Origin of the sequence: Trinickia sp., assembly GCF_051954495.1 — a bacterium.
Lineage (GTDB): Bacteria > Pseudomonadota > Gammaproteobacteria > Burkholderiales > Burkholderiaceae > Trinickia.
This window is the reverse complement of the sequence record NZ_JBQCHR010000128.1, coordinates 20,147-43,378: the sequence shown is the minus strand read 5'-3', so window position 1 is coordinate 43,378 and position 23,232 is coordinate 20,147. Positions and strand designations below refer to the sequence as shown.

Annotated in this window: 16 protein-coding genes; 1 reads left to right on the top strand and 15 read right to left on the bottom strand. The window is 63.3% G+C overall.

All coding sequences use genetic code 11. The features are described 5' to 3' along the window. Positions 1 to 37 precede the first annotated feature (37 nt). From tssA to tssC, 15 genes are all read right to left on the bottom strand, one after another. On the bottom strand, positions 38 to 1,162 hold the full coding sequence (tssA, locus tag ACTHNR_RS17835) for a type VI secretion system protein TssA (RefSeq protein ID WP_440548987.1): 1,125 nt from the start codon (positions 1,160 to 1,162) through the stop codon (positions 38 to 40). Positions 1,163 to 1,172: 10 nt separating this feature from the next. Next, positions 1,173 to 5,192 carry a type VI secretion system protein gene (locus ACTHNR_RS17830; RefSeq protein ID WP_440548986.1) on the bottom strand — a complete coding sequence of 1,340 codons (4,020 nt, stop codon included), beginning with the start codon at positions 5,190 to 5,192 and terminating at the stop codon, positions 1,173 to 1,175. Positions 5,193 to 5,215: 23 nt separating this feature from the next. Next, complete coding sequence (locus tag ACTHNR_RS17825) at positions 5,216 to 5,998, bottom strand: DotU family type IV/VI secretion system protein (RefSeq protein ID WP_440548985.1); 783 nt, start codon at positions 5,996 to 5,998, stop codon at positions 5,216 to 5,218. After that, entirely contained in the window at positions 5,991 to 7,484 is a 1,494-nt protein-coding gene (tssK, locus tag ACTHNR_RS17820) for a type VI secretion system baseplate subunit TssK (protein ID WP_440548984.1), read from the bottom strand. The genes ACTHNR_RS17825 and tssK overlap by 8 nt, the downstream gene beginning before the upstream one ends. 35 nt (positions 7,485 to 7,519) lie before the next feature. Then, positions 7,520 to 7,951 carry a hypothetical protein gene (locus tag ACTHNR_RS17815; protein ID WP_440548983.1) on the bottom strand — a complete coding sequence of 144 codons (432 nt, stop codon included), beginning with the start codon at positions 7,949 to 7,951 and terminating at the stop codon, positions 7,520 to 7,522. A 68-nt stretch (positions 7,952 to 8,019) separates the two neighbouring features. After that, positions 8,020 to 8,418 carry a DUF4150 domain-containing protein gene (locus ACTHNR_RS17810; RefSeq protein WP_440548982.1) on the bottom strand — a complete coding sequence of 133 codons (399 nt, stop codon included), beginning with the start codon at positions 8,416 to 8,418 and terminating at the stop codon, positions 8,020 to 8,022. A gap of 75 nt (positions 8,419 to 8,493) precedes the next feature. Continuing rightward, positions 8,494 to 9,051, bottom strand: coding sequence for a DUF3540 domain-containing protein (locus tag ACTHNR_RS17805; RefSeq protein ID WP_440548981.1), 558 nt, complete (start codon positions 9,049 to 9,051; stop codon positions 8,494 to 8,496). Beyond that, the gene (locus tag ACTHNR_RS17800; RefSeq protein WP_440548980.1) at positions 9,048 to 10,115 is read right to left on the bottom strand and encodes a pentapeptide repeat-containing protein; all 1,068 of its coding nucleotides are present in this window, start codon (positions 10,113 to 10,115) and stop codon (positions 9,048 to 9,050) included. The genes ACTHNR_RS17805 and ACTHNR_RS17800 overlap by 4 nt, the downstream gene beginning before the upstream one ends. Beyond that, positions 10,112 to 12,754, bottom strand: coding sequence for a DUF2169 family type VI secretion system accessory protein (locus ACTHNR_RS17795; protein WP_440548979.1), 2,643 nt, complete (start codon positions 12,752 to 12,754; stop codon positions 10,112 to 10,114). Before ACTHNR_RS17795 ends, ACTHNR_RS17800 begins: the two co-directional genes overlap by 4 nt. A gap of 6 nt (positions 12,755 to 12,760) precedes the next feature. Further along, positions 12,761 to 15,430, bottom strand: coding sequence for a contractile injection system protein, VgrG/Pvc8 family (locus ACTHNR_RS17790; protein WP_440548978.1), 2,670 nt, complete (start codon positions 15,428 to 15,430; stop codon positions 12,761 to 12,763). Continuing rightward, positions 15,427 to 16,563, bottom strand: a complete 1,137-nt coding sequence (gene tssG / locus ACTHNR_RS17785; protein ID WP_440548977.1) for a type VI secretion system baseplate subunit TssG — start codon at positions 16,561 to 16,563, stop codon at positions 15,427 to 15,429. The genes ACTHNR_RS17790 and tssG overlap by 4 nt, the downstream gene beginning before the upstream one ends. Then, positions 16,527 to 18,365, bottom strand: a complete 1,839-nt coding sequence (tssF, locus tag ACTHNR_RS17780) for a type VI secretion system baseplate subunit TssF (RefSeq protein WP_440548976.1) — start codon at positions 18,363 to 18,365, stop codon at positions 16,527 to 16,529. The genes tssG and tssF overlap by 37 nt, the downstream gene beginning before the upstream one ends. A gap of 8 nt (positions 18,366 to 18,373) precedes the next feature. Further along, a complete protein-coding gene (locus ACTHNR_RS17775) occupies positions 18,374 to 18,751 on the bottom strand; it encodes a GPW/gp25 family protein (RefSeq protein ID WP_440548975.1) in 378 nt (125 codons plus the stop codon). A gap of 58 nt (positions 18,752 to 18,809) precedes the next feature. Further along, positions 18,810 to 19,367, bottom strand: coding sequence for an Hcp family type VI secretion system effector (locus ACTHNR_RS17770; RefSeq protein ID WP_440548974.1), 558 nt, complete (start codon positions 19,365 to 19,367; stop codon positions 18,810 to 18,812). A gap of 31 nt (positions 19,368 to 19,398) precedes the next feature. Further along, positions 19,399 to 21,429, bottom strand: a complete 2,031-nt coding sequence (gene tssC / locus ACTHNR_RS17765) for a type VI secretion system contractile sheath large subunit (RefSeq protein WP_440548973.1) — start codon at positions 21,427 to 21,429, stop codon at positions 19,399 to 19,401. 713 nt (positions 21,430 to 22,142) lie between these two features. On the opposite strand from tssC, the gene ACTHNR_RS17760 reads away from it, so the two are divergent. Further along, entirely contained in the window at positions 22,143 to 23,210 is a 1,068-nt protein-coding gene (locus tag ACTHNR_RS17760; RefSeq protein WP_440548972.1) for a PHB depolymerase family esterase, read from the top strand. The last annotated feature ends 22 nt before the right edge of the window (positions 23,211 to 23,232 follow it).

Here is a 23,232-nt window from a genome sequence, read left to right as displayed (position 1 = left end):
ACACGGCCAGCTGATTGCCGGGCTTGAATGCGCATGCCTATTTGTCGGCATTGGGACTCTGGATTCCAAGCACTTCGAAGATGTTGATCTGTCCTCCGAGCCGGAGGAACAGCTCTTGATACAGCTCGGCGGTGTTCAGGCGGCCCCATATCGTCGCCTGACGCACGAGGTACGGCACGGGGCTATGCGGGTCCAAACGCATCAGATAGTCGGCGGTCTCCGCAAGCCTGGCGTACGCATCGGCGCGGTCCCGTATCGCGCCGGCGGCCGCCGAGCGTTCAGGCATCGTTTCGGCGTGGACGACACGCGCCGAATCGGCTGTCGCGGGCGTGGACTCGGGCGGCGAGTCCCGGGGCGCGATTCCGCGCCTATGCAATTCGCCGTCGACGAGCAGGCGCATCTGTTCCAGCAACTGCGCCATATTGCTCATGCTGGGCGCCTGGTCGCCGAACAGCGGGTCGAGCGCCGCGCTCAATGCTTCGATCGCCTCCAAGGCCGCCGACAAGCTGGCCCGCAAGTCGATGAATCCTTCTGTGGCTGCGGCGCCGAGCGCGCTTTGAAGTTCTTGAAGGCTAACGCCCTCGAGTTCGATCTCGGCCTTGCCGTGCGCCGGCCTCAGCTGTTCGTTGCGATAGGCCTGCTCCCAGTCCGCCCAGCAGTAGGGGCGCGCCCCTTCGACGCCGATCAGCGGCGCGAGCCGGATCGCGCGCAGGTTTTTTTCCGCGATGGAGCCGACGATGTTGGCGCGGTGCTCGACATCGCCGTCCGCCGCGCTCGGATGAATATCGTCCCAATAGCGCGTGCATGTTTCGCGGATCAGCACGAGCGTCGGCCCGATGCCCGCAACGCCGTACTGCTTGACCTGCGCCTCGTACAACCATGCCAGCAGCTGCATGTCCTTGCTTTCGTACTGAAGCGCGTGGCTCGCGAGGACGCTGACGGCGCTCCAATCGGCACGCTTCAGTTCGCGCTCCCACGCGCCCAGCGGCAGGGTGGGGTCGTCCTGGCGCCTCGCCTCGCATAGGGCAGCGTAGCTCGGGCATCGGCGTGCAGGCTGCCCGCATGGGGCGGACGGATCGATGGGCGCGAGCAGGGCGTCCAGACCCACCCCCAAACATTGCCGAAAATGCCGGTCGGCGTCCGGAAAGAGCGGATTGTTCATTGGCATCCTGTCATTGGGGCGCGGCGGTCGGGAACGCCGCGGGTAGCCTCAAGGGCGTGGGCGTCTTCGCATTCGCGTTCGATAGCTTCAAGCTCAGGAACACGTGCGCGGTGTCGCCGGCGGGCGTGCCCGCGCCATGCGAGTCGAGCACGCGGACATCGAACTGCAGCAGCGCGCGCGACGGGTCGTTCGCCGGCGCGGACGTTGGCCGGTGGCGTTCGATCATCCGCAGCAGCGCCCAATTGCCGGCGGCGGCGAACGACGCCGTGTTGCCGTCCACTTGCAGATCGGGCACGTCGACGGTGGCGGCTGGGCGCCACAGCGAAAGATCGGCCCAGGACAGATCGAGCACGAGCGGCTGTCCATATTGCCAGTCCATGCTGTTGCCGCCGTTCGGAAAGGCCACGCCCTTCGCGCCGGACATCAGGTTCATCTGACTGATCTGATTGCTGCCGTTCGCCGCGCTTTGCAGTGCGCGGAAGTTCACGTTCAGATTCAGGAGCGGATTGGCGTCGGCGCTCGTCGTACTGCTCGGCACGACGTTCCCGTGCAAGAAGGCGTCGACCTGATCGAGTTGCGATAGGAACTGCCGGACGCTCTTCCAATAAGGATCGGTCAGGCTTGCGATCTGCTTCTCGAGTGTCGCGCGGGTGCTTTCGTAGTCGCTGAAGAAGCTCGACACCGCGGCGAGGCTCGCGTCGTCCGCGTCGATCGCGCCGAACGGGAAGCGTCCGGCGAGATCGCGATTGAAGCGGCTGGCGATCGGCTGGTAGGCGTTCTGAGCTTGCGCATAGCGCTCTCCCTTGCAGCGCATTTGAACGCTCTGTTCCAATTGCTCGCGGTGATTCGAGAAAAGATCGTTGCCGAGCGGGGCGGACTGATAGCTCGCGAGCACGGTCGCGCAGGTGCCGTTTTGCAGGCTCGGCAGCTGCTTCAGGAAAAGATTGTCGAGTAGGGACGGCTGCGAGGTCGGATCCTTGCCTTGAGCGTAGCGCTTCAGTTCGTTGGCGGTATTGTTCCAGTAGGCCGCGTTCGAGGTGTTGGCGCTGGGATTCGGCGCTGACGGTTCCGCTTGGTTCAGGTAGTTCAGGATCGGCTGCGCATAGCCGACGAGAATCTGCACGCGGCTGACTTGGCGCGCGAGCATGTCGGTGATGACGGGCGTACTGCCCAGGTCGAAAAAGTAGGCGTCCGGGTCCGACGATGCGGGCAGGAAGGCCGGCTGGTACAACTGGCTCTGATCGGCCAGCAAAGCGATGCGGCTCAACTGGCCGTTGGCGTACTGGTGCGCGCATTGCGTCAACTGTGTCGCGCTGCCGTTCATGCCCAGGGCGCTAAATTGCTTTTCCACCGCGATCAGCAACGGAGCGATGACGGCGAAGTTGCCGCTGTCGGCGCTTTGCTGCGCTTCGGCGCTCGTCGCTGCCGAACTCGAACCGTTCGCCGCCACGTTGGCTGCGGCTTGCGCCGATTGCAGGCTCGTATTCATCGCCAGTTCGAGCTGGTACCAAGCGAGCTTGCGATAGAGCGCGTCGGGTTGTGCGTTTTTCAAGGTGGGCTGCGCGATGAACTTCCGATAGTCGAGCGCGTATTGATTGGCGTCCTTGACTAAAGTCGAACTCCAATTGGCGAGGTTGCCTTGGCATGTGAAGTTGGAAACCGGATCGATCGCCATGTAGCCAAGGCCGCCGAGTGCGTTCAGGCCGGTCAATTCGCTCTGCACCGCCGGGTTCAGCGTCACTTGACCGTTGAGCGTGACGAAGAGCGGCCCGTACCCCGGAAGCGACATGCCGTTCAGCGTTTGCATCGCGAGCGGGTACTGGTGCGCGGCGTCGAACTGCGCGCTCACTTGCGCCAGCATGTAAGACGGGTAGCCGAAGTCGACCGTCAGCGGGCGTAGGCTGGCCGCGAGTTCGCTCTGGGCCGACGACAACGGGTTCGCCGTTGCGCTGGAGCCGAGCCATGACGTGCGGACCCACGTCAGCCATCGCGTGAATTGCTGCACATGCGCGAGAATCGGCAGCTTCTTCGCTTGCAGTTGCGCGAGAAGCAGGGGGCCGGCTTGCAGTTCGGATTGCATCAGTGACCCGGCCTGCGCGGCTAGGGCGACGATATGGTCGCTGATGTTTCGCTTGAGCCGGGGCGGCGTGGCGATGTCCGCGCCGAAATCCCGACTCGTCAGGCTTTCGAGCGCGGCCGGCAAGAGGCCCGGCCGCGTGCGGACGAACGCCGGCAGCGGCGCGCGATAGGCATAGGCGACCAGCTCGATGAAGTCGGGCAAGGGCGCGCGCTCCTTGGCGTAAGGGGTCTTGCCCAGCAGCCGTTGAAAGCGGGCAGCGTTTTGCTCATAGTTGTCGACTAGCGCGATGAAGCTCTTCAACTGGCTCTGCGCTTGCGTATAGTCGAGCCCGGCCGTCACGCCCGCGGTGGCCTGAGCGCTCAACTCGTAGCCACGTTGCGACATTTGGCAGGCGAGGCCGGGCAGGATGACCTTCTTGAATGCGTCGTCCACCACACGTCGGGCGCTTTGACGGCTCAATCTCGAATCGAACAGCGAGACGGGCAGCAGCCAGCTTTGCGCATCGGCATCGATCTGCGCCACTTGTTCGATCAGCTGATAGACGGGCGCCTGGGCGATACAGCTGCCGTTGCTGCCCGAATCGGGCGCTTGCAATTGCTGCATGCGCTCGAGGTCGTGCACCACGCGCCCGATTTGCCGATCGAGTTGGTAGATCCGCACGCCGCAGGCGATCAAGAGCGTCGAGAACACGAACACGCATAGCCATTGGACGCGGCGAATCAGCAGATTGCGCGACCAGACGCCCGCACGTGTCGGGCGCGCGAGGCGCCTTTCCGCGAGCACCTTCTCCAGCATCAAGTCGCGTACGAAAGAGACGTCTTGTCGTGGTCCGATCGGGCGCGCGCGTTCGTCTCCGTGTTCGTCTCCATGTTCGGCGACGATTCCGGTGAAGTAGACGCCGCGCAGGAAGAACGCCGTTTCCCACGCCGAGACTTGGAACACGATGGACAGCCATTGCTCGAACGGCGCCTGCATTTGCGCGAATCGATGCGGATAGAGGAAGAGCGGATCCGCATCGCCGGGCGCGATGCGCTCGCAATGCGCGGCGGATTCGACTTGCAGCGCCCGCAACTGCCTGCCGATTTCCTCGAAAATCGACGCGCCCCATTCGGAAGGGGGGCCTTCGGGCGATTGGCTCGGCGCCGACCAGCCGACCATTTCGTCGCGCCGCGGCGTGCTTTGCGAGCGCCAGAACGCGCTGAAGCCGTCGATATGATCGCAAGCGGTCACGACGAGATAGACCGGCAGCGCGAATTCAAGCCGCTCCTCGAGCGTGCGTAGCTGCTGTCTGGCGTTTTGCGCGGCGGCCATGCATCGCACGGGATCGCGCTGCAAGAACGTCGTGGCGGACACGACGAGCACGATGCCGTCGATCGCGCGTTCCGGGCGCAGCGCGTCGAGTTGATCGAGAAATTTCTGCCAGGCGCGCGCTTCCGGTCCTTCCTGCGCACCGCCGTCCAGCGCCGCGCTTGCCGCGGCGTCTGACAGTTTCCCTACCGGATCGAGGACCAGCGCCTCGTCCAGCGCATACCATGTCGAACCGTCGATGCTCAGCGATCGTTGGCGTTCGCTGAGCGGCTGCCTGTGCTGGGGGCCGATCGACTCCAGCAGGCTCGTCTTGCCCGCGCCCGCCTGTCCCACCATCATCAGCCAGGGGGACGCATAACGCCACTCGCGCCGAGTGCGGAGATAGTCGATCGCGAGCGAGGCGCGCTCGATCCACCCGGCCACGCGAGGCTCGGACGGCGGTGCGCAACCGCACAGGGCTGGGACCGACGGGGCCTTGATGAGCGGCTTGACCTTGCCCCATACCTTTCGGGCAAGGCCGGCGACGAGGGCGAGCGCGACCACCGCCGAGACGGCGAGCAGCGCGAGTTCGACCATACGAGGATCGAACGCCCACCCGGTCTGGGCCTTCAGCGACGCAATCGAATTTTGCAGTCCATCCACAAATGCGCTCCTGCTCGAGCCAGCTAGCTATTCAAATATCGTTCGAACGGGTGCATCAATACGATCCATGCCGCCGTCGTCAACAACAGATAACCGATCAATCCGTAAAGCCCGAGGTTGCGCCAAGGGGAAACGGGGGCGAGCCGCTCGTCTCGGTGGCCCGTGAGCGAGTAGGCATAGGCCTGGGCGAACGCGTGCTCGCTTTCGCTCGGCGTGCCACTGGCGCTCGATGACACGAGCTGGTACAGCTGGCCGCGTATCTTGTCCAACTGAGGCTGGGCCTGGCGGGCGCGGTAGCGTCCCTTGAAGCCGAGCTCCATCGCCAGCAGGAATACTGCCGCCAGATCGACATGCAGCGGCGTGCGCAGATCGTCGCGCACGAGTTGCTCGGCCATCGCGAAAAATCGCGAGCCGGCGTGGCTCGAGCCGAACATCTGCTGCTCGAGCAGTACGGCAAGCCACGCATCGCGCCCCGGCCATTCGAGTTCGAAAATGAGAATCTCATCGGCCAACGCAGCCATGAGATAGAGCGCCTTGCGTTCCAGTTGTCCCGCCTCCGAAGCTTGTTCGTCCGCGCAGCGGCGTTCCTGCCGCTGCAGCGCGGCCAGCAGACGTGCGCTTACGCGCTGGGCGAATTCCGCACCGGTGCTGGGCTGCGGGGCATGCTCGCCCGCCAAATAGGCCCCGAGCCAGCCGTCTGCTTGCGCCTGCTTGATGGCGGCGACCTCTTGGTAGAAGTCGGCGAAGCGCGCGACCAGTTCGAAGCTGCCCCGGCGCGGTTCAAGCCACTCGGGCGCCTCACGCATGATCGTGCTCGGACTGCGCCGGCGGGGCCGGCGGCGAAGACGACGCGGGCGGCGTGGCGGGGGACGCGGCCGCCCCGGCCTTTTGCTTTCTGCGGTACAGCGTGATCGATGCCGGCAGCGCGTCGCTCTTGCGGCCCACGATCTGCAGCACTTCGTTTTCGCGGAATGCCTCCTGCGCGCCGTGATCGTCCAACGCGAGCGTCTGGTTTTTCACGAAGAATAGGCAGGCTTGCGGACGCAGCTTTTCGCGCTCGATTTCATGCGCCTGCAATGCACGAACGGAAGCGCCGCCAACGCGGGCGCGGCGCAGCGCCGGCATGAGGGCTGCGTCGGCGACGACCGCTTCGTTCAACCACGCGGACAACTGCGTCGCCGTTTGACCTTCGCGCGGCTCCAGCTCGACGATCAGCTCGTCGGACGCGCCCGCGGGCAGGCGCCGCTCGAAGCAGGCATCGGGCAAGGTCGGGTCGTGCTGGTCGGTGCGCAGGAAGGCCAACGTTTCATAGCGCGTGTCGACCGTATCCATGCGCGCCAGGATGAAATCGATCGCCTGCTGAAACTGCGGCATGCAATCGTCGTGCTGATACGGCTTCATCAACAACGGCAACGGATTGGGGCCGATCGCCGCGACAGCGCCGACGATCTGGGCCAGCGCTTGGTACAGCTCGCTCGGGTGCGTGCGCCCGTGCAGCAGGGTCGACAGAGGCGGCAGACATGCGCTGATATGGCGCGCGGCCGTCAGGTGCTGGCGGCGTTCGTTGCCCATGTTGTCTTCGGGATCGCCCGTCTTGCCGTTTTCGCCGAGCTGCGCGAGCTTGTCCCACAGGCTCTCGTGCAGTTCATGCAAAGCCCGCCACAAATTCGACGGACCGAGGCACTCCGCCGACGCGATATGCAGCATGGGCGGGTGGTACGCCGTGATCTGAAGCTGTTGGTTCTCGCCGCGTGCGACTTCGAGAATCGGAACGGCGCTGTGCACCGCGGGCGTACTGGCGCCGAGGTGAAGGTGAAAGCGCACCTGAAGGCGCGGCAATGCCAGGCCGTTCTCGCCCGTGTTCTCGTCGGCGCTCGGTTCGTCCAAGATCGAGTCGTAGCGTCGCTCCTGGCTGTCCTGGCATGCGGCGTGGGCGCCGCGCGGATTGACCCAGCACCAGACTTTCAACGGTGCTTCGCCGCTCTTGCAGGCCGAGCCGATCTCGAGCTCCATGTTTCCGGGCGGGTTGCGCGGCAGCGCGCCCGGGAACGACACGAGCAGGCCGTCGGGTAAGATGCACTCGAGTTCGCTGAGAATCAAGACTTCCTTGACGATGTCGACGTGCAGCTTCAACACGCCCCAGTAGTGGGGCGCAACCGCTTGCAGACGATGACGCAAATGGGCGTGCCAGTAGCGATCGTTCTGCTGGAGGTGCTGCGGGGAAAGCATCATGCCTTCCGACCACTGAATCGCGTCGGGGAGCTGGGCGGCTTGTGTCATCGGGCTGGTCATGTCGGTACTCGTTGCTCTCGCTGGCGTCACTGCGGTCACTGCGATTTGTAGATCACGGTCGTCGGCGTGAGCCAGATCGTCACGTTCTTGTAAGGGGTGATGTTGCCCTTCGGTTGTCCGGCGGCGCTCAGGTAATTCGCGTACACGTACACGTCGATCGCCTTGCCGTGCCGCTTGGGCAGGCTTGCGCTCGCGAGCGTCGCGGGCGGCACCTGCAGGCTCACGACGTCGAGGCCGTTGGCCAGTCCCGCCATCAGCGCGTCCTTCTTCTGAAACCAGTCCGGTCCCGTGGTCGGCAACATCGCCACGACGTTGCTGTCGTAGACGAACACGATATCGAGTTGGGTCGCGGCATTCTGGTTGGCGCCGACTTCGGCCACGACCTTGATTTGCGACACCGCGGCGGACTTGGACCAGCCGAGCCAGCTGCAACCGGCGAGCAGACACGTCGCGCTCAAGACGGCCATACAGGCCAGCCTCGACGCTCGGGGCGAGAGAGACGGGCGAGCCGTTGTTCTCGAAGAGGCTTTCATAGCTAGCTCAGCAACAGAACGCGAAACTGCGCCGGCACGATCGACATGCCCATCGTGTTGAACGGCATGCCGTTCATGCCGACGAGCGAGGTGAGCCGCGTCGCGAACGCCGTCCCGACGATCACTTTGAAACTGCCGGTCACATAGGTATCCGGGCCCATGAAGACTTGCGACACCACCCCGCCTTCCACCCCGGGTTCGTCGCCCATGCTGATGGTCCCCTCCGTCATCAAGTTTTCGGCGAGCCCCGTGCCGAACATCACGTTGAACACCGACGGTATGTGCGCTGTCGACATCGTGATGTTCGGGTAGGGGATCGGCACCGGCACGACGATGGGCGTCTTGCAGACGTCCGGTATGGTCATCATCGACATGGCGGCAAGACTGTTGGTGGCGAACATGGGCTTCTCCTGATGCTGATGCTGATGCTGATGCGGGTGCTGATGCGGGTGCGATGCATTCGATGTCGGGCCTGTTCAGCCCATGCTGATGCGCTCGCCGTCGACCTTCACGTCCTGTTCGGCCGTGACGATCGCTTGCTGCGCATGCATGCGCAGCAGTTGCCGCACTTCGAGCAGGTAGTGCTCGGCCTTGCCGACGAAATGCCCGACGCTCTGCACGAGGCTCTCGTGAACCGTCGTGAACAAGTTGCGGCCGTTCAAGCTCAGCACGCCGGTGGCGGCGCTCACCTCGACGTCGGTGAGGCTCTGAAGTGCGATGTTTTCGGTCGCGTCGAGCGTGATTCGCGCTTGCTCGATGCGCATTTCGGATGCGCCGGGGACGCCCAGCCGAACTTGCTTGGGTTCGCTTCGATGCAGAACGTGAAGAATGTAGCTGGAGTCGTTTTGGCAGGTTGCGGTCAGCACGTGATCGCCTACCTCGGGGCGGACGAGGCAGCTCAACGCTTGGTGCGCCATGCGCCCGTCGTTGAGCAGATAGGCGTGCTGCTCGAGCGCGACGACGATCTTCGCCTCGACCAGATGCAGCGGCAGAGGCGGGGGAAGTTTGCTGGTGGTTTTCAAGGAGCCCATCATTCCTTCTCCATGGCAAGCGTGCGTGCTTCGGCGGACAGGCGCGCTGCATCGGTCTTGCCGACCTGGCGCAGGCTGGCTCCGCGAAAGCGCGCATCGCACAGCTTCGCGTTGTGAAATCGAGCGTGATCGAGCGTGGCGCCGGAAAAGTCGACGCCATCGCCTTGGATGTGTTCCATGCGGGCGTACGTGAGGTCCGCGCCTTGAAACGACACGTTTCGGTGTTGGCTTTTGTTCCAGATGCTCGCTTTCAGCCGTGCGCCGTCCAGTCGGCAATCGCGCAGCGCGGCGTGTTGGAAGATGGCGCCTTCCAACGTTGCGTCCGACAGATTCACGTCGTCCAGCCGCGCTTTGAGCAGCAGCGCATGCGAGGCGTTTGCCCCGCTCAAATTCGCGTGCTGCAAGCGAGCCCGGTAAAAATTCGATTCGGCGATGTCGGCCGCGGCCAGATCGACCTGCGTCAGATCGGCGTCCTGCATCGAACAGCGTCTGAGTTGAAGGCCGCTCATGACTTGCCCTTCGAAGTTCGCGTTCGAAAAGACCACCCCTTTCGCGCGCATGCCTCGCAAGTCGACTGTGCGCCAATCCGCTGGGCTGATCACGCACTGATCGAGCTGCGCGTCCGAAACGCTCGCATCGTCGAAGTCGTCGTCGATCAACGTGCATCGCTCCAAAGCCGCGGCGTTCAAGCTGGCCGATCGCAGGGAGCTGTTCACGATCGAGCTGACTTGAAGCCGAGCGTGGTCCCACAGGCTGCCGCTGAGGTCGCAATCCACCCAGCAGTCGTGCCGCATGTTGCGCGCGCCTAGCCGGGCTCGAGACATCGTGCATTTGACGAACGTGGCGTGGTCCAGATCGGCGTGGGTGAAGTCGGCGCCGCGCAAGTCGCAGTTGATGAATTTGGCGCGCGCGAGCGCGCAATCGGCGAACGAGGCGTTCGAGAAGTCGACCTCGCTGAATGTTGCGCCGGCCAGTACGCGGTGACGCGCATCGAGCCCGTGCAGGTCGCGCTGGCGTATCGGCTGATCGAGCTGAATCGCCCGCGCGATGTCGTCCCATATCGTCATGCCGAGCTCCTCGCTTGCTGCGCGGCGCCTTCCGGGGGAATCGAGCCGCCGCGCTCGGATTGAACGAATGCTGCGCCAAGCAAGCGGGCCCCGGTGAAATCGGTCTTGCGGCACAGGCAGCGAAAGAACTCGACGCCCGCCGCTTCCGCGCTGCGCAGGTCGCTGCGGTAGAGGCCGCAGTGCGAAAACGCGCTGCCCGTCAGCAAGGCTGCACGCATGTCGCATTGCCCGAAGTCGCAGCGCAGAAACTGCGCGTCCTTCAGGTCGACGTGCGATAGGTCGGCGCCGTGGAAGCCGCAGTGTCTCGCCACGGCGCGGACCATCGCCGCGTCGCGCCAATTCGTTTTGCCTCCGGCTTGCACGTGGTCCAACGTGGCGTCGTCCCAGCGGCTATGTTGCAGTTCGGAGAGATTGAATACGCTTTTTTTGAGCGACGCGCGACGGAAGTCGCCGCGCTGCAGATGCGCGCGCAGAAACACCGTTTTTTCGAGCGTGGATGCTTGCCAACTGCTCTCGCCGGCCTCCAAGTCAAACAGGGTTGCGCGGCTCGCGTCGGCTTCGTCGAGTACGGCGGCGGGGCAGGCGAGCGCAATCCCGAGCAGGCGGCGCAAGCGCGCGCCTCGCAGGTTGGCGTGAGGCCACTGCGCACCGAGCGCGTGTGCGCGGGAGAGGTCCGCTTTCTCGAACGAGACGTCGCGTCCTTGACTCTCGCACAGGTTCGCACCCGTCAGATCGGCCGCGGAGAAATCCGCCCGCTCCAACCGCGCGCCCACGAGGACCGCGCCTTGCAGGTTGGCGCCGACGAAACGCGCATCGGTCAAATCGGCGCCGTCCAGCATGATTTCGCGCAGGTCCGCGCCCGACAAGTCGATCCCGCTCAGGTCCGCGCCCGCGAAATCTCGGCCGGCGAGCGGTACGCCCGCCCGATGCCATTGGCGAATTTGCGCGCCGAGCCCCGTCGCGGTTTCAGACGGGTAAGGCAACGAAGGCAGCGTTACTTTCGGCGCCCCCCGGCGTGCCTGGCGCCGCAGCGCAGGAATCTTCGCTACTGCGGCCCGCGATGCTTCGTACTGCGCGCGTTCCTTCCCGCTCGCATCGCTACCGGGTTTCGGCAACTGCGCCAGCATGGCGTCCACCTGAGGATCCGTCCCGGCTTGCTCAGGCGGCAGCAGATCGTGAGCGGGCTTAGCGGCGCGCTCCAGCGCCGCGGCCAGCAGCTTGATCGAATCGACGGTGGCGGGCGGCATTGGCGGCACTTTGGCGAGCGCTTGCTTGCCGCGCCGTTCGGCCTCGGCTGCGAGCGCCTTGGCCTTCGTCACGATTTCCGACAGCTCGAAGTCGCCTTCGGCCGCCGTCTCCGCTGTCATTAATCCGAGGGCGGGCAGCGCCGCTCGCGCCGGCTGATGGTCGGAGGGCGGCGGGGTACCGCGCCGTGCCCAATATTCCTCGTCCAGCAGATCGAGCCGCTGTTGGCTGCGTTGCAGCGCGGCCTGTTCGGCCTCGTGCTGGGCTATCGCTCGCCGGGCCCGCTCGGCCTCGGAGCGCTCCGGCGCCAGCTGGCTGTCGTTGAACACGTGCAGCAACGCCGTGCGCGGGTCCAGACGCAGTTGCATCACTTCGCGATAGTGCGAGGCGCTCTTCGGTGCGTCCTTGTGTTCGTAGCCCACCATCAGCACGCCGACGTCGAGCCCGTCGCTGTCTTGGATCTCGATATGCCCGTGGTAGATCGCGACACCCAGGTCGTGCTCGGGCATGAACCAGATCGTATCCATTTGAAGCGGCACTTCGCGAGCGAGCTCGGGCGCTTGTTCGGGGCTCAGCACGAAAGCTCGGGCGGCCAGAGTGGGCAACGCCCCTTCCAGTTCAGCATGCATCGCGTGGAGGTTGCGCAGCGCGTATCGTTCGCCGCCTTGGAACGGCGAGCGCGTCCACTGATCGGGCGGCGCCATGTTGAAGACGCTCCAGTCGATGTCGCGTGCAAAGCCGGGCGCGTCGTGTTTGGACCAAGTGCGGCCGTAGCTGCCGAACTTCGAGCGACGCGCCGCGTTGCCTACGGGAATCGGCCCGAAGCCGGCCGGTACGTTGGCCCGCCAGACATCGTCCACCGCTTTCGGCGCATAGGACACGTTGGGCATGGCGCCGCGCGCTTTGCCCAATCCGCGTACGCGGCTGCCGCATCCGGCCGGGTTGACCGGATTGCGCTCGCCGCCGAAAGCGCGACTGTAGGTCAGCGGCATGTCGAGGAATGGTTTGGAGTGCCCGACGCGCGGCGTGCGCAACATGCGGGAGCGCCATTCGCGATCGCCGCATACGCACAGGCACTTGCTGATGCTCGGCTGCCCGGCGATGTCGTCCACTTGCAATTGCACGGTCAAGCTGGTGCACGCCTTTCGATCCGGAGCGTGGGCGGACCCCACCAGCAAAACTTCGCCGCCTTGCTTGGACATCGCTTCGTCGAGCGGCTGCCCGGGCGGCAGGCTCGCGACGACGTGCGCCCATTGTTTGCTTTCGGCGAGAAAGCGTTCCGTCGAAGCGCCCAGCGGAAAGAATCCGATCGCCGCGACGGACAGGTAGTGCCGGCCCAGGTAGGAGTAGGGCTTGTTCAGCACGCCGAGCGATTGAGGTTTGATGATCTTCATCTTGGCTCACATGAAGATGATCGTGGCTTCGATCATATGGATTCGCGTGACGATGTTGTCCACGTGCGGCGTCTCGTCGTTGTTCGACACTTTGGCGCCGGGGCCCGCCGTCTCCACGGTCGTCGCCTCCGCCATGGTGATGATGTTCGAGGTGGCGCCGCTGGTTTCGATCCGCGTGGTGTCGCCCACTGTCACGACGATCGTCGCCGCGCCCTTGGTTTCGTCCTGTTGCACGACACCGTTGACCTTCGTGATGGTCTCCCCGCAATTGACGTGATCTTCGACGGTCATGCCGTTCGTGACGGTGCGGGTGACTGCGCCGGTGACGATCGTTTCCTCGAGATCGCCCGATATGGAATTGCGGATCGTGTCGCCGGTGAGCGAGGTTTCCTCGACGTTGCCGGACGTCGTATCGCGTATCGTGTTGCCGATCACGCTGGTCTCGATGATGTTGCCGCTCGTCGAAGTGCGCGTCGTGTTGCCCGCGATGCTGGTTTCGATGAGGTCGCCGCTCGTCGTGGTGCGCGTCGTATTGCCGACGGTGATGCTTTCGACCACGTCGCCGCTGATGCTCGTCGTAAACGTTTGGCCCGTCGTCGATATATTGGTGTTGACGCCGATGTTCGTGTTGGTGGTCGACGCCGCCAACGTGGTCGTGGAGGTGCTCGTGACGCCGGTGCTCACGCTGACGCTGTTGCCCGTGTACCGCGTCGACTCCTCGGTTTCGATCCAGCTGTTGCTGATCGATTGCTCGAAGTGCGAATGGTTGTAGCTGACGGTGCCTATTTGACGGCCGTAGGTGGAACCGAACGACTCCGACGCACTGAGGACATCGCCTGCCGGCGAGCTTGATCCGTAAAGCTCGCCGGGATTGGAACTCGCCCCGGGCGCCGCGCTGTCGGCTGCGCTGAAGCTGTAGCTCGCTCCTTGAGAGAAGCTCGCGTTGCCGAACCAGCCCGTTTGATACGCGTTCGTGACGATGCGTGTGGCTTGACTCAAGTCCGGTATCGAATACTTGCCGTAGCTGATGTTTTGATTGTCGCCATAGCTCGTCGAATAATTGCTGCCGACATGCGTGTTGGACAGCCATCCCGACGGCACCACGAGCTCGCTGCCGTTGGTCTGGATGATGTTTTGAATTTCCGGCAGCTCCGATTCGTCTTGGGCGCGCGCCACGACGACGATGGAGCCGATGGTAGGCGCCGTTTGCATCGACGAGGACAGCTTGATCCATACGGACGGGTCGTCCTTGGCGGCGGTCGAAAAGCGCACGTAGACGCCGATCTGCGGAAACGGCGCCGAACTCAACGAATCGGTGAACGTGCTTTGGCCGGTGTCGAACGAGGCTGTCGATCCGAAGTCGACCGGATTTTGAACGGGCGCGGTCGCGCCCGACACGACTTCGGCCAGCACGGCGCCTTGCTGCGTGGACTGAATGGAGTACGGCGTAATGGAGAACGCGGCGTCGCCGGCCTGAAACTGGTTTTGATACTCGCCGTCTGCGGTCGCTTGATGCGAGACCATCGTCAGAACGAAGGCGCCGTTATCGAGGAAGGGGACGCTCGGGTTGGTGGGACCGGCGCCGCTCGTCAACGCGAACCGGTGCCCGACGCGAAAGTTGGCGCAGTTGCTCGTGCCGCTCAGCTCGCCGCGGCTGCCATCCAGGGTGCTTTGCGTCGCACTCGAGAATATTTGCGCCTCGTCCTTGCTGCAGCCGTATTGGTAGCTCTTATACAAATTGAACGGCAGCAACCGCGCGTCCTCGCCTGCGTCCGCGTCAAATGAATTGAACTGCACGATGCGATTGTGCAGCCATGCTCCGTCTTGTTGCGTGAGCACGCCGTGCACGCCGGTGCTGGCGAGCGACTGCTTCATGCTGAATTCGGTCACCACATCGTCTTGTTCCAAGCTCAGCGCGCGCGTATCGGTGAATGTGTAGCGCACGCGCCTGCCGCCGGGCTCGACTTCCGGATATTGCGCCTGGTTCGAGAAAATGAGCGTTTGACCCGTGCCCGAATGGACGAAATAGAAGTGCAGCAGCGCTTTGCTCATCAGCCGCTTGAGAAACTCGAAGTCGGTCTCGCCGGCCTGCATCCAGTCTTGGCGCCGATTCGCCGCGAGGTTGTACTGCGTCTGGGCGAGCGGCGCATAGGCGATGTTGTGTTCGTCGAGCAAGGCCTGGATCATCTCCCACACGGTCTTGCGATGAAACACGCGGTAGTGGTTCGTGAGCGTGAGCCGATGCAGCGCGGGCTTCATCGAAATGCTGTAAGCGCCCCGGTTCTTGACGGCGAAACTCGTGACGATGCCGTTGAAGAGCGACAAGCTCGAACTCGCCGAGGCGCTGCCTTCGATCGCCGCCTTGAATTGATCGGCGCTGCCGTCGGCATCGGTGTGCTTGCCGACGCCGATCGTGATGCTTCGGCCGATGAGCTGGTCAAAGCGCAGCGAGAAGGCATTGCTTCCATCCGAGTCAGCGCTCAACTCGAGCTGAAATCCGAACGGTTCGGATACGCTTTCCTGTCCTTCGAAGCGTTCCAGGCGGAACGTTTCAGCACCTAATATCGTGTTGCGGTCGACGAAGATCGCGCAATGCAGAAAGACGGCCGGCTCCGGCGAAGCCAGCCGATTTACCGAAAATGCGCGGGTCGTATCGACGCTTTGCGTGTCGCTCATGCCGTCCCCGCTAAGTGGTAGGTCGAGATCAGGTACCGAACCGGGCGCGTGGCGCGCGGTTGCGCGGGCCTGCCGGCAAGCCAGGCGCTTTGGCCGAGCCGCATCGAGGTCGTGTCGACGCGCCGCGCGGGCTGGGGTAGCGGCGTGTGCGTGATGCTGTCGTCTCTGACGTGGAGCACGATTTCGCAGTCGGCCAAGCGGTCGACGAGCAATTTCACCAGTCCGCTCAACATGGCGTAATCGGATTGGCCCGTGGAAACGGGATCGGCAAAGGCCTCGGCGTCTTGCGCGGAAGGCGGCCGCGGCGCCGGCGGCAAAAGGCGGCGCAGCGCATCGTAATCGACCGTATGGATATCGAGGCGCAGCCTCGCGTGCTGATCCCAGACGCGGCGGCCGACGACACACGTTTGACCGAGCCGGTGATTGCGGCGGCCGAGCGAGCATCGGTCCCGCTCGTCGATGTCGAGCCAGGCGCCGACATACTCGGTCAGTGACACTTGCGCGCCGAGGGCGACGCCGAGCACGTCGACGATCGTCGATGCTTGCCTTCGACGGTTCGCCAGCAAGCCCGCGATCCCCAGCCAGCCGCGCGCCGGCAACGGTACTTGCGCGGCCAGCTTCGTGTTTGCGAGGCCCATCAGCGACGCCAGGCAGTGCGCGATCTCCGTTTCGGCGGGCGCGGTGTCGTCGAGCCCGGGCGTCAACGCCTGCTTGAACCGATAGCGCACGACGTTCGCGCGCTGGTTGAACATGTCGAAGAAGTCGGCCATGGCCGTTTCGCGCTCCGCCGACAGCTCGCGCACCCATTCGGTGAACGGTTCCGGCAATGGACCGGTCACGCTGGCAACGCAGAAATTGGCCGTGCGAATTTCGACGGGCGCCTCGCCGGCACGCGTGTCGCCTACTTCATTCGGGTCGGTCGCTCCGGGCGGCGGCAGCTTCAACTGCGTGAACTCGCGAATCGGAAACGCAGCCGAAAGATCGGCGCGAAAACGCAGGCGCCGTTCGATGGGCAGCCCGTGGTCCGTGTCGGACAGCAGCAGACGCATCAACTGGAACGCGTTGAAGTCGCCGTACTGCCGGAGCAGATACTCACTTACAGTGCGATAGCGGTGCCGGCCGATGCGCGCCATTGCTTGGGGCTCCCCTTAAGGCTGCTCGTTTCCAGCGCGACTTCCACCAGGTGATTCACACTGGCGTAGCCGCGCAGGAAATGACGCAGCACGGAACAGAACAGGACCGCGCTGCTGGCGCCGATATCGCTAGGCTCCATGACCACGGTCAACTCACAGCCGCGCACGAAGCCGCGCCACGCGTCCTTGCCGACGTGTCGCGCAATGCTTCGGCTGCGCAACGCCTTGATGGCGTCGATTTGTTTCCAGCCGCTCTCCTGATTGGGCCCGACGTGCAAACGCAGAATGTCCTTGAGCGCGCCGAGCGCGATGGGACCGCCGTCGAGCGACAGGTGGTTCAGCGCCAATTGCGATACGAGCGACCATGGACGGTTGCCGATCTGCGGCGGCGTGTGATGCGGCGTCGGCTTGGTCAGTGCGCGGATACGCAGGACCGGCCCCGCGCCTTCCAGGTGTAGCGGGCTGCCCGACATCAAGCGTTCGGGCAAGCGCCGGTTCGTGCAGAGCGCGCGGCCGCCGACCACCTCGTCGGTGAGCTGGCTCAAGTTGAACTGGCGATCGAGAAACGACACGAACATCTCGCTGCCCGCGACGTGATGGGCAGTCGCCGGCATGCGTCGGCACAAATAGAAGTAGTCCTGCTCCTCCATGCGGCGGACATTGTCCATAGCGAAATACGGCGCGAGCGGACGAGGCTTGCCTTCGCTCGAAATCGACTCCAATTCTTCGATCGAATGGATTTCGCAGTAACGGTGATTCTGCAGATCGCCCGTCATGTGGTACTCGTAATCGCTGTGACTCAGCGCGATGGGATCGATGCGTTGCGAAAACAGGTTCACGAGCGGGACGCAGTTCAGCTGCAGCGAGGCCGCGTCGAAATGCATCATCGGCTGAAACGGGCGATCGAGGACGAGAATCAGATCGAAGTAGTCGTCCACCGCACTGAAGTCGAGCTGATCCAGTTGATCGATTTCGAAGAAAAAGAACTTCTCGGGGAACGAGAAATATTCCTGCAGCAGGCGATACCCCGAATGCGTGTGCGCATTGGCCCTGAGCGCCGCCTCGTCGGGTTCCATGCCGAGCCAGCGCAGCGTGTCGGGCGGCAGTTGTCGCACCGGCTGAGTCGCGGCGGCGGGCAGAACGGCAATGCCCGACAAATGAAGCGCGAGCAGTTCGTACAGCGCGACGGCGTTCGCTTGCGCGTCGTTGATGTAAAAGCGCAGGCGGCGCGGGCCCTTGCCTTTTGCCTGGAGCGCGCCGATTCCGTCGGGCCGAACGCGCACCCTCAGCACCGATTGAGACGACGATGTCTTGCCGAGGAACGCATATTCGAGCGCGGATTCGAGCACGACGGTGTCGATCCGCAACGGCAGCAGCGGCGATTCATAGCAGGTTTGAAAACGGCATTCCGTCTTCTGACCGAGATGATTGGTCGTCGCCGCGGTGATCATACGGCCGCGCGCGAGCGTTTGCTCCTTGGAGAAGTCGGCGCCGTCTGGCTTCACGTCGATTTGCGCGATCAGCATCGACGGGATCGGCGCTTCGAGATGCGGATACAGAAAGGCGAGCAGGGCGTCCGGCAAGCGCGCCTTGTCGAGTTCTACCTGGTGCCTCAATCGCGCGACGAGAAACGCGAACGACTGCAGCAGCAATTCGACTTGAGGATCGGTCGCCTCGCGCGCGTTGAGGCCGAGCGTGCGCGCCAGTTCCCGATGCTTTTCGCTGAACAGGACCGATTCGCTTCTCAGGGCGCTCAGCTCCTCGCGAAAGCAGTCGCTGAGCGTGACATTTGCGCGTTGCATACCGTTCCTCAATGCGAAGGCAGCTCGAAATGGAACACGTCCATTCCGTTGCTGTCGTCGATGGTGCCGTAGATGGCGACCCGATAGGGGCCGAGCGCTTCGCTGGTCGACTCGATCTGAACGCGGGGGGACTTCAGCCGCGGTTCGTAGCGCGCAATCAGGCGCGCCAGCCGCTGCGCGTATTGCTCGAGTTGCGGCTTGCTGTACAGCTCGAACTCGACCACGCTTTGAGCGCCGAAATCGAGCAAATCGAGGTCGCCGCCGGAGCGTGCGATGCGCGCGCTGACGAGACGCTGGATTTGCGCGGCGATCGCGGCGCGCACATCGAATGCGTGCGTACCGTCGAACGATGGGGGCTGCGCGAGGCGTTCGAGCAAGAACTGCATGCGATCTCCTGACCGATTAAAATGCCGGTCCCCGACGAGGACGAGCGCGATACGTCGACTAGGGGTTGGACGAGAACTTGCCGGCGATCGGCATGTTCTTGGCCAGACTCCATCCGGCGGTCTTCACGCCCTTGGACGACATGTCGTTGATCTGCTGCGTATACGTCCAGATCACTTCCGTGAAATTGAGCTTGAATTGCTCGGTCGGCATGTCGTTCGGGTGCGTCTGAAGCTGGATTTCGCTGATGAGCGCATCCTTCATCTCGATCTTGATGATGTTCTGCGTCTTGCCGCCCGATTCGCGTGCGATATAGATCGTGCTGGGCGCGCCCGCGCCGGTCCCGAGCAGCTTGGCGCCGAGGCAGTATTCGTACAGCTTCACCGACGTCTGGTCGACGTACTTGACGAGCGTGAACTCGGTGATGATGGGGCGACCGGATGTCCGCGCGTTGTTGCTGACGTCGGTCGTGACCTGCTGCTTCATGCCCTGATGCAGCGAGACGATTTCGATGCACAGGCCGCCCGGGCCGTCGGACACCCACGACGAATTGTCGATCTGGCTGCCGTCGCTATTCATGATGCTCTGGTCGCCAGGCTGGAAAAGAATCAAATCCATGACCACTCCTTCGATCGAAAAAAAATGAGAGTTACTTCGGCAAGTTGGCTACGAGTCGAATCGAAGTCGTCAGTTCTTCGAGTTGGAAATGCGGCTTGAGGAATACCGTGGCGCGGTACGCGCCCGGTTCGCCGGGCACATCGGTCACGACCACCTTGGCTTCGCGAAGCGGATAGCCGGCCTTGGCGTCCTGCGAAGCGTTGTCGTCGAGCAGCACGTAGTTGGAAATCCAGGAATTGAGAAAATCTTCGACATTGCCGCGCGTCATGAACGTGCCGATCTTCTCGCGCATGATCACTTTGATGTAATGCGCGAAGCGCGATGCGGCGAGCATGTACGGCAGCATCGCGGAGATCTTCGCGTTGGCGTTGGCCGAATCGGAGAAATACTTCTTGGGCTGGTTGGTGGTTTGTCCGCCGAAAAAGGCCGCCTTGCCGGTGCCCTTGCAATGACACAGCGTGATGAAGCCGAGGTCGTTCAGCTCCTTCTCACGGCGGTCGGTGATGGCGATCTCGGTTGGGCACAGCAGCTCCACGCTGCCGTTGCTCGACGTATACGTGTAGCTGGGCAGGCCTTCCACGAGCCCGCCGCCTTCGACGCCGCGAATCGCCGCGGTCCAGCTATAGAGCGCGAAGGCGTTGGTGATGCGCTCGGCGAGCAGATACGCCGGATTGCCCCAGAGGAAATGGTTCGGTTCCGGGTCGGGATAGTTGAGCGGCTCGCCGGTCATCGAATAGACCGTCGCGGAATTGAGGCCGCCCACCTGCTCGTCGAAATTGATGCCTTCGCAGGCCGTGGTGTTTCGCTTGTTGGGCGAACCGTACGGTAGCCGCAGCAGGGCGCGCGGCAGCACGAGCGTGACATAGCGCGCGTCTTCCATTTCGCGGAAGGCCTGCCATCCGGCGGAATCCACGCCTTCGAAAATCTTCTTCAGGTCGCGCGGCTTGTCGAGCTTGTCGAATCCGCCCAGGCCGAACAGCTCGGTCGAAGCCTGCGCGATGAACGGGGCATGCGCGGCCGCGGCTACTTCCGACATCTTCGTCACGAAGTCGATGTCGTCCCCGGATTTTCCGATCGCGTAGTCGCCGACGAGCAGGCTATACGGGTTGCCGCCGAACGTGCCGTATTCGGCTTCGTAAATGAGTTTGAACAGCGCGCTCTGGTCGAATTCGACGGCCTTGAGCATGTCCTTGCGCAGCTCGTCCTTGGTGGCGTTGAATACGCGCAGCTTGAGCATCGTGCTGGTCTCGGTGTTCATCACGAGATAGTGCAGTCCGCGCCAGGTGGCTTCCATTGCCTTGAAGCTGTCGCAATGCATGATGCTCGAGAGCGCGCTGCTGAGCTTTTCGTCGATGAGCGAAACGAGTTCATCGATCACCGCGATCGCGCCGCGCTTGCGCGCTTGGTCGATCTGGTGGGCGGCGTCGGCGTTCGTTTCGACGAAGTAGAGGTTCAACTGGGCGACGAACGCATTGAGCAGTGTCGACGTCTGTTCCTCCGACATGCCGAGCGGCTTGGCGAGCGCAGTGTTGGCGGCCTTGACGCTCGCATCGTCGATCGCGGGCGCCCCCTCTTTGCCGGGGTTGGCTTTCTCGATCATTGCGTCGAGTTGCGCGCTGACGGGGTCGATGGTTTCGGCCTTGGCCTGCAGCTCGCGGATCTGGCTGCGCGATTGATACAGCGCTTTGAGCGATGGCAACGCTTGAATGACCTTCATCGGCTCGAAAGCATCGATGTTGGGGAACGTGAGGTCGTTGTCCTTCTCGTCCTTGAGCAAGTCCTTGAGCGCCTCGTCGGCTTGCTTGGCGACGGTGAGCACGGCGCGCGGCAGGATCGTCGCCATCACGTCGTCGAAGTTGTCGCGATCGATTTCGACCATCGACCGCTCTTTGAGCGGCGGATAGTTGGCCGGGTCGCTTCGTTCGCCTTGGAGGTCGGCCAGGATGCCGACGATGAAGGGCAGTTCCTTCTTCTCGATCGCTCCGCCTGTTTCGACGTCGTATGTGATCTTGACCCGGGGAGGGCGCACACGCAGGAGCTTTTTCTGAACGCTTTCACTCATGATCTCACCTCGCGATATTGACTTTATTGAAACGGTCTATTTGTTCGGCGATGAGCATGCTCAGCGCGCCGTCGTTGCTGGAAATCGGCAACTCAGCCATGGCCTACGTATGGCGGACTAGTACTGCTGTCGATCCGGCCTTCATCCAGGCCTGTATGCGGACCCATGGGCGGACGGACGATTAGGCAGATTCGCGCGAGGATCATTGCAATAGGTATGCCATGCGTTGTCGCATCAGCGTTGCAGCGATTTCCATTTGTATTGCACACGCGGAAGCCGGCAATAGTGGGTCGATTCAAACCCGCTGCGAACGGCGGTAAGCCATCGCTATGCTTTTGCCGTCACGGATTGCTCGCAACTGGGTAGCGGTTTTCGAGGTGGGTGAACGGATACCCACTGAATTCGCACTGCCGCGCGATCAGGCCGGCACCGGTCCCGATCTTTCGCGTTTCCCGATGGCGCCCCTGCACAAGGACATTCCGATGCCGGCGCGCAAGGAAGGAATGAGCGGTGGGCCACGGCTTCGAAAACCTGTGCTTGTCCGGCCGCCGTCGCGGCTCGATAGATAGGAAACATCGCGGATACCGCGCACGACGAGGGCGCACCTACCAGAAGACACAGGTGCGAAGCACGCATGAGCAGGCTACGTTGGACGCCTTGACGATTGTCCTCGGGCCTATGCGCCCGGTTCCTAAGGCGGACGAGGTGAATTCATGCGTGTGACGAGCGTGTTGATTGTGCTGCTGGGGTTCGTAGCGGCGTGGCCGGGGGCGTTTGCCGCGCCGGCTTCCGATGTCTCGACGGATTTCCGGCCGGAGTTGCTCAACATCCAACCGGATCGAATTGCGGTGGCCGGGATTTCCTCCGGCGGATTCATGGCCACGCAACTGCAATTGGCTTATCCCGAGACCTTTCCGCGCGCGGCGGTGCTTGCCGGCGGGCCCTACGATTGTTTCGCCGTCGCCGGTGCAATGACGGGTTGCCTTTATCCGTCCGGATTGACCAGCGAACAGTTGGGCGCGATGGTGAGCCGCGCGACGCGCAATGCCGGCAACCACCTGCTGGGGGACCTGACGCAGCTCGATCACGGCGTGTTCTATGCGCTCTACGGTACCGAAGACGTGGTCGTCGGCCCGAAGATCGCAGGCTCTGTCGCGGCGTTTTATCGACAGCTGAAAGCATCGCTCGGTAGTTCCCTGGCCAATTTGCAGGTCAGCGAAGACGGAACGCACGATTTCGGCCATACGTTTCCGACCTACCTGCCGCCGCTGCCGATCTCGAATCCGCGCGCGGGGGACAACTGCAACAAATCGGTCTCGCCCTATCTGGGGCGTTGCGGCTTCGACGGTGCGAAGAACATCCTCGAGCATCTGTACCCCGACATCAAGACCGGCGCGCAGCCCGACGGCGCGCCGGGCATGCTCACGGTCATACCGGTGAAGACGTTCGCGCCGGCGGGCGGTGCGTCGATCGGAAAGTATTTTTATACGTACACACCGTCCGCATGCTTCAAAGGCCAGCCGTGCGGCTTGCTGCTTGCATTGCATGGCTGCAATCAGAACGACAGCATGATCGGTCAGGCGTTCGTACGCGGTGCGGGTTTCAATCGATGGGCGGACGATTACCGGTTGATCGTTGCTTACCCGCAGACGCAATCCACCGCGGACAATTTCGGCGGGTGTTGGGACTGGTGGGGGTACACGGGCGCTCAATTCGATACGCGCAACGGGCCTCAGATCGCCTGGCTGAACCGTCTCGTCACGCGGCTGATGCGCAGGTAGCGCGTCGTCCGGGCGCCTCTTG

Excerpts from the sequence above, each read along its gene's own strand:
- ACTHNR_RS17790 (WP_440548978.1), bottom strand. The coding sequence starts at position 15,430 with ATGAGCGACACGCAAAGCGTCGATACGACCCGCGCATTTTCGGTAAAT.
- ACTHNR_RS17775 (WP_440548975.1), bottom strand. The coding sequence starts at position 18,751 with ATGCAGTTCTTGCTCGAACGCCTCGCGCAGCCCCCATCGTTCGACGGT.
- ACTHNR_RS17825 (WP_440548985.1), bottom strand. The coding sequence starts at position 5,998 with ATGCGTGAGGCGCCCGAGTGGCTTGAACCGCGCCGGGGCAGCTTCGAA.
- ACTHNR_RS17760 (WP_440548972.1), top strand. The coding sequence starts at position 22,143 with ATGCGTGTGACGAGCGTGTTGATTGTGCTGCTGGGGTTCGTAGCGGCG.
- tssF (WP_440548976.1), bottom strand. The coding sequence starts at position 18,365 with ATGCAACGCGCAAATGTCACGCTCAGCGACTGCTTTCGCGAGGAGCTG.
- tssC (WP_440548973.1), bottom strand. The coding sequence starts at position 21,429 with ATGAGTGAAAGCGTTCAGAAAAAGCTCCTGCGTGTGCGCCCTCCCCGG.
- ACTHNR_RS17800 (WP_440548980.1), bottom strand. The coding sequence starts at position 10,115 with ATGACGATATGGGACGACATCGCGCGGGCGATTCAGCTCGATCAGCCG.
- tssA (WP_440548987.1), bottom strand. The coding sequence starts at position 1,162 with ATGAACAATCCGCTCTTTCCGGACGCCGACCGGCATTTTCGGCAATGT.
- tssK (WP_440548984.1), bottom strand. The coding sequence starts at position 7,484 with ATGACCAGCCCGATGACACAAGCCGCCCAGCTCCCCGACGCGATTCAG.
- ACTHNR_RS17815 (WP_440548983.1), bottom strand. The coding sequence starts at position 7,951 with ATGGCCGTCTTGAGCGCGACGTGTCTGCTCGCCGGTTGCAGCTGGCTC.
- ACTHNR_RS17805 (WP_440548981.1), bottom strand. The coding sequence starts at position 9,051 with ATGATGGGCTCCTTGAAAACCACCAGCAAACTTCCCCCGCCTCTGCCG.
- tssG (WP_440548977.1), bottom strand. The coding sequence starts at position 16,563 with ATGGCGCGCATCGGCCGGCACCGCTATCGCACTGTAAGTGAGTATCTG.
- ACTHNR_RS17810 (WP_440548982.1), bottom strand. The coding sequence starts at position 8,418 with ATGTTCGCCACCAACAGTCTTGCCGCCATGTCGATGATGACCATACCG.
- ACTHNR_RS17770 (WP_440548974.1), bottom strand. The coding sequence starts at position 19,367 with ATGGATTTGATTCTTTTCCAGCCTGGCGACCAGAGCATCATGAATAGC.
- ACTHNR_RS17795 (WP_440548979.1), bottom strand. The coding sequence starts at position 12,754 with ATGAAGATCATCAAACCTCAATCGCTCGGCGTGCTGAACAAGCCCTAC.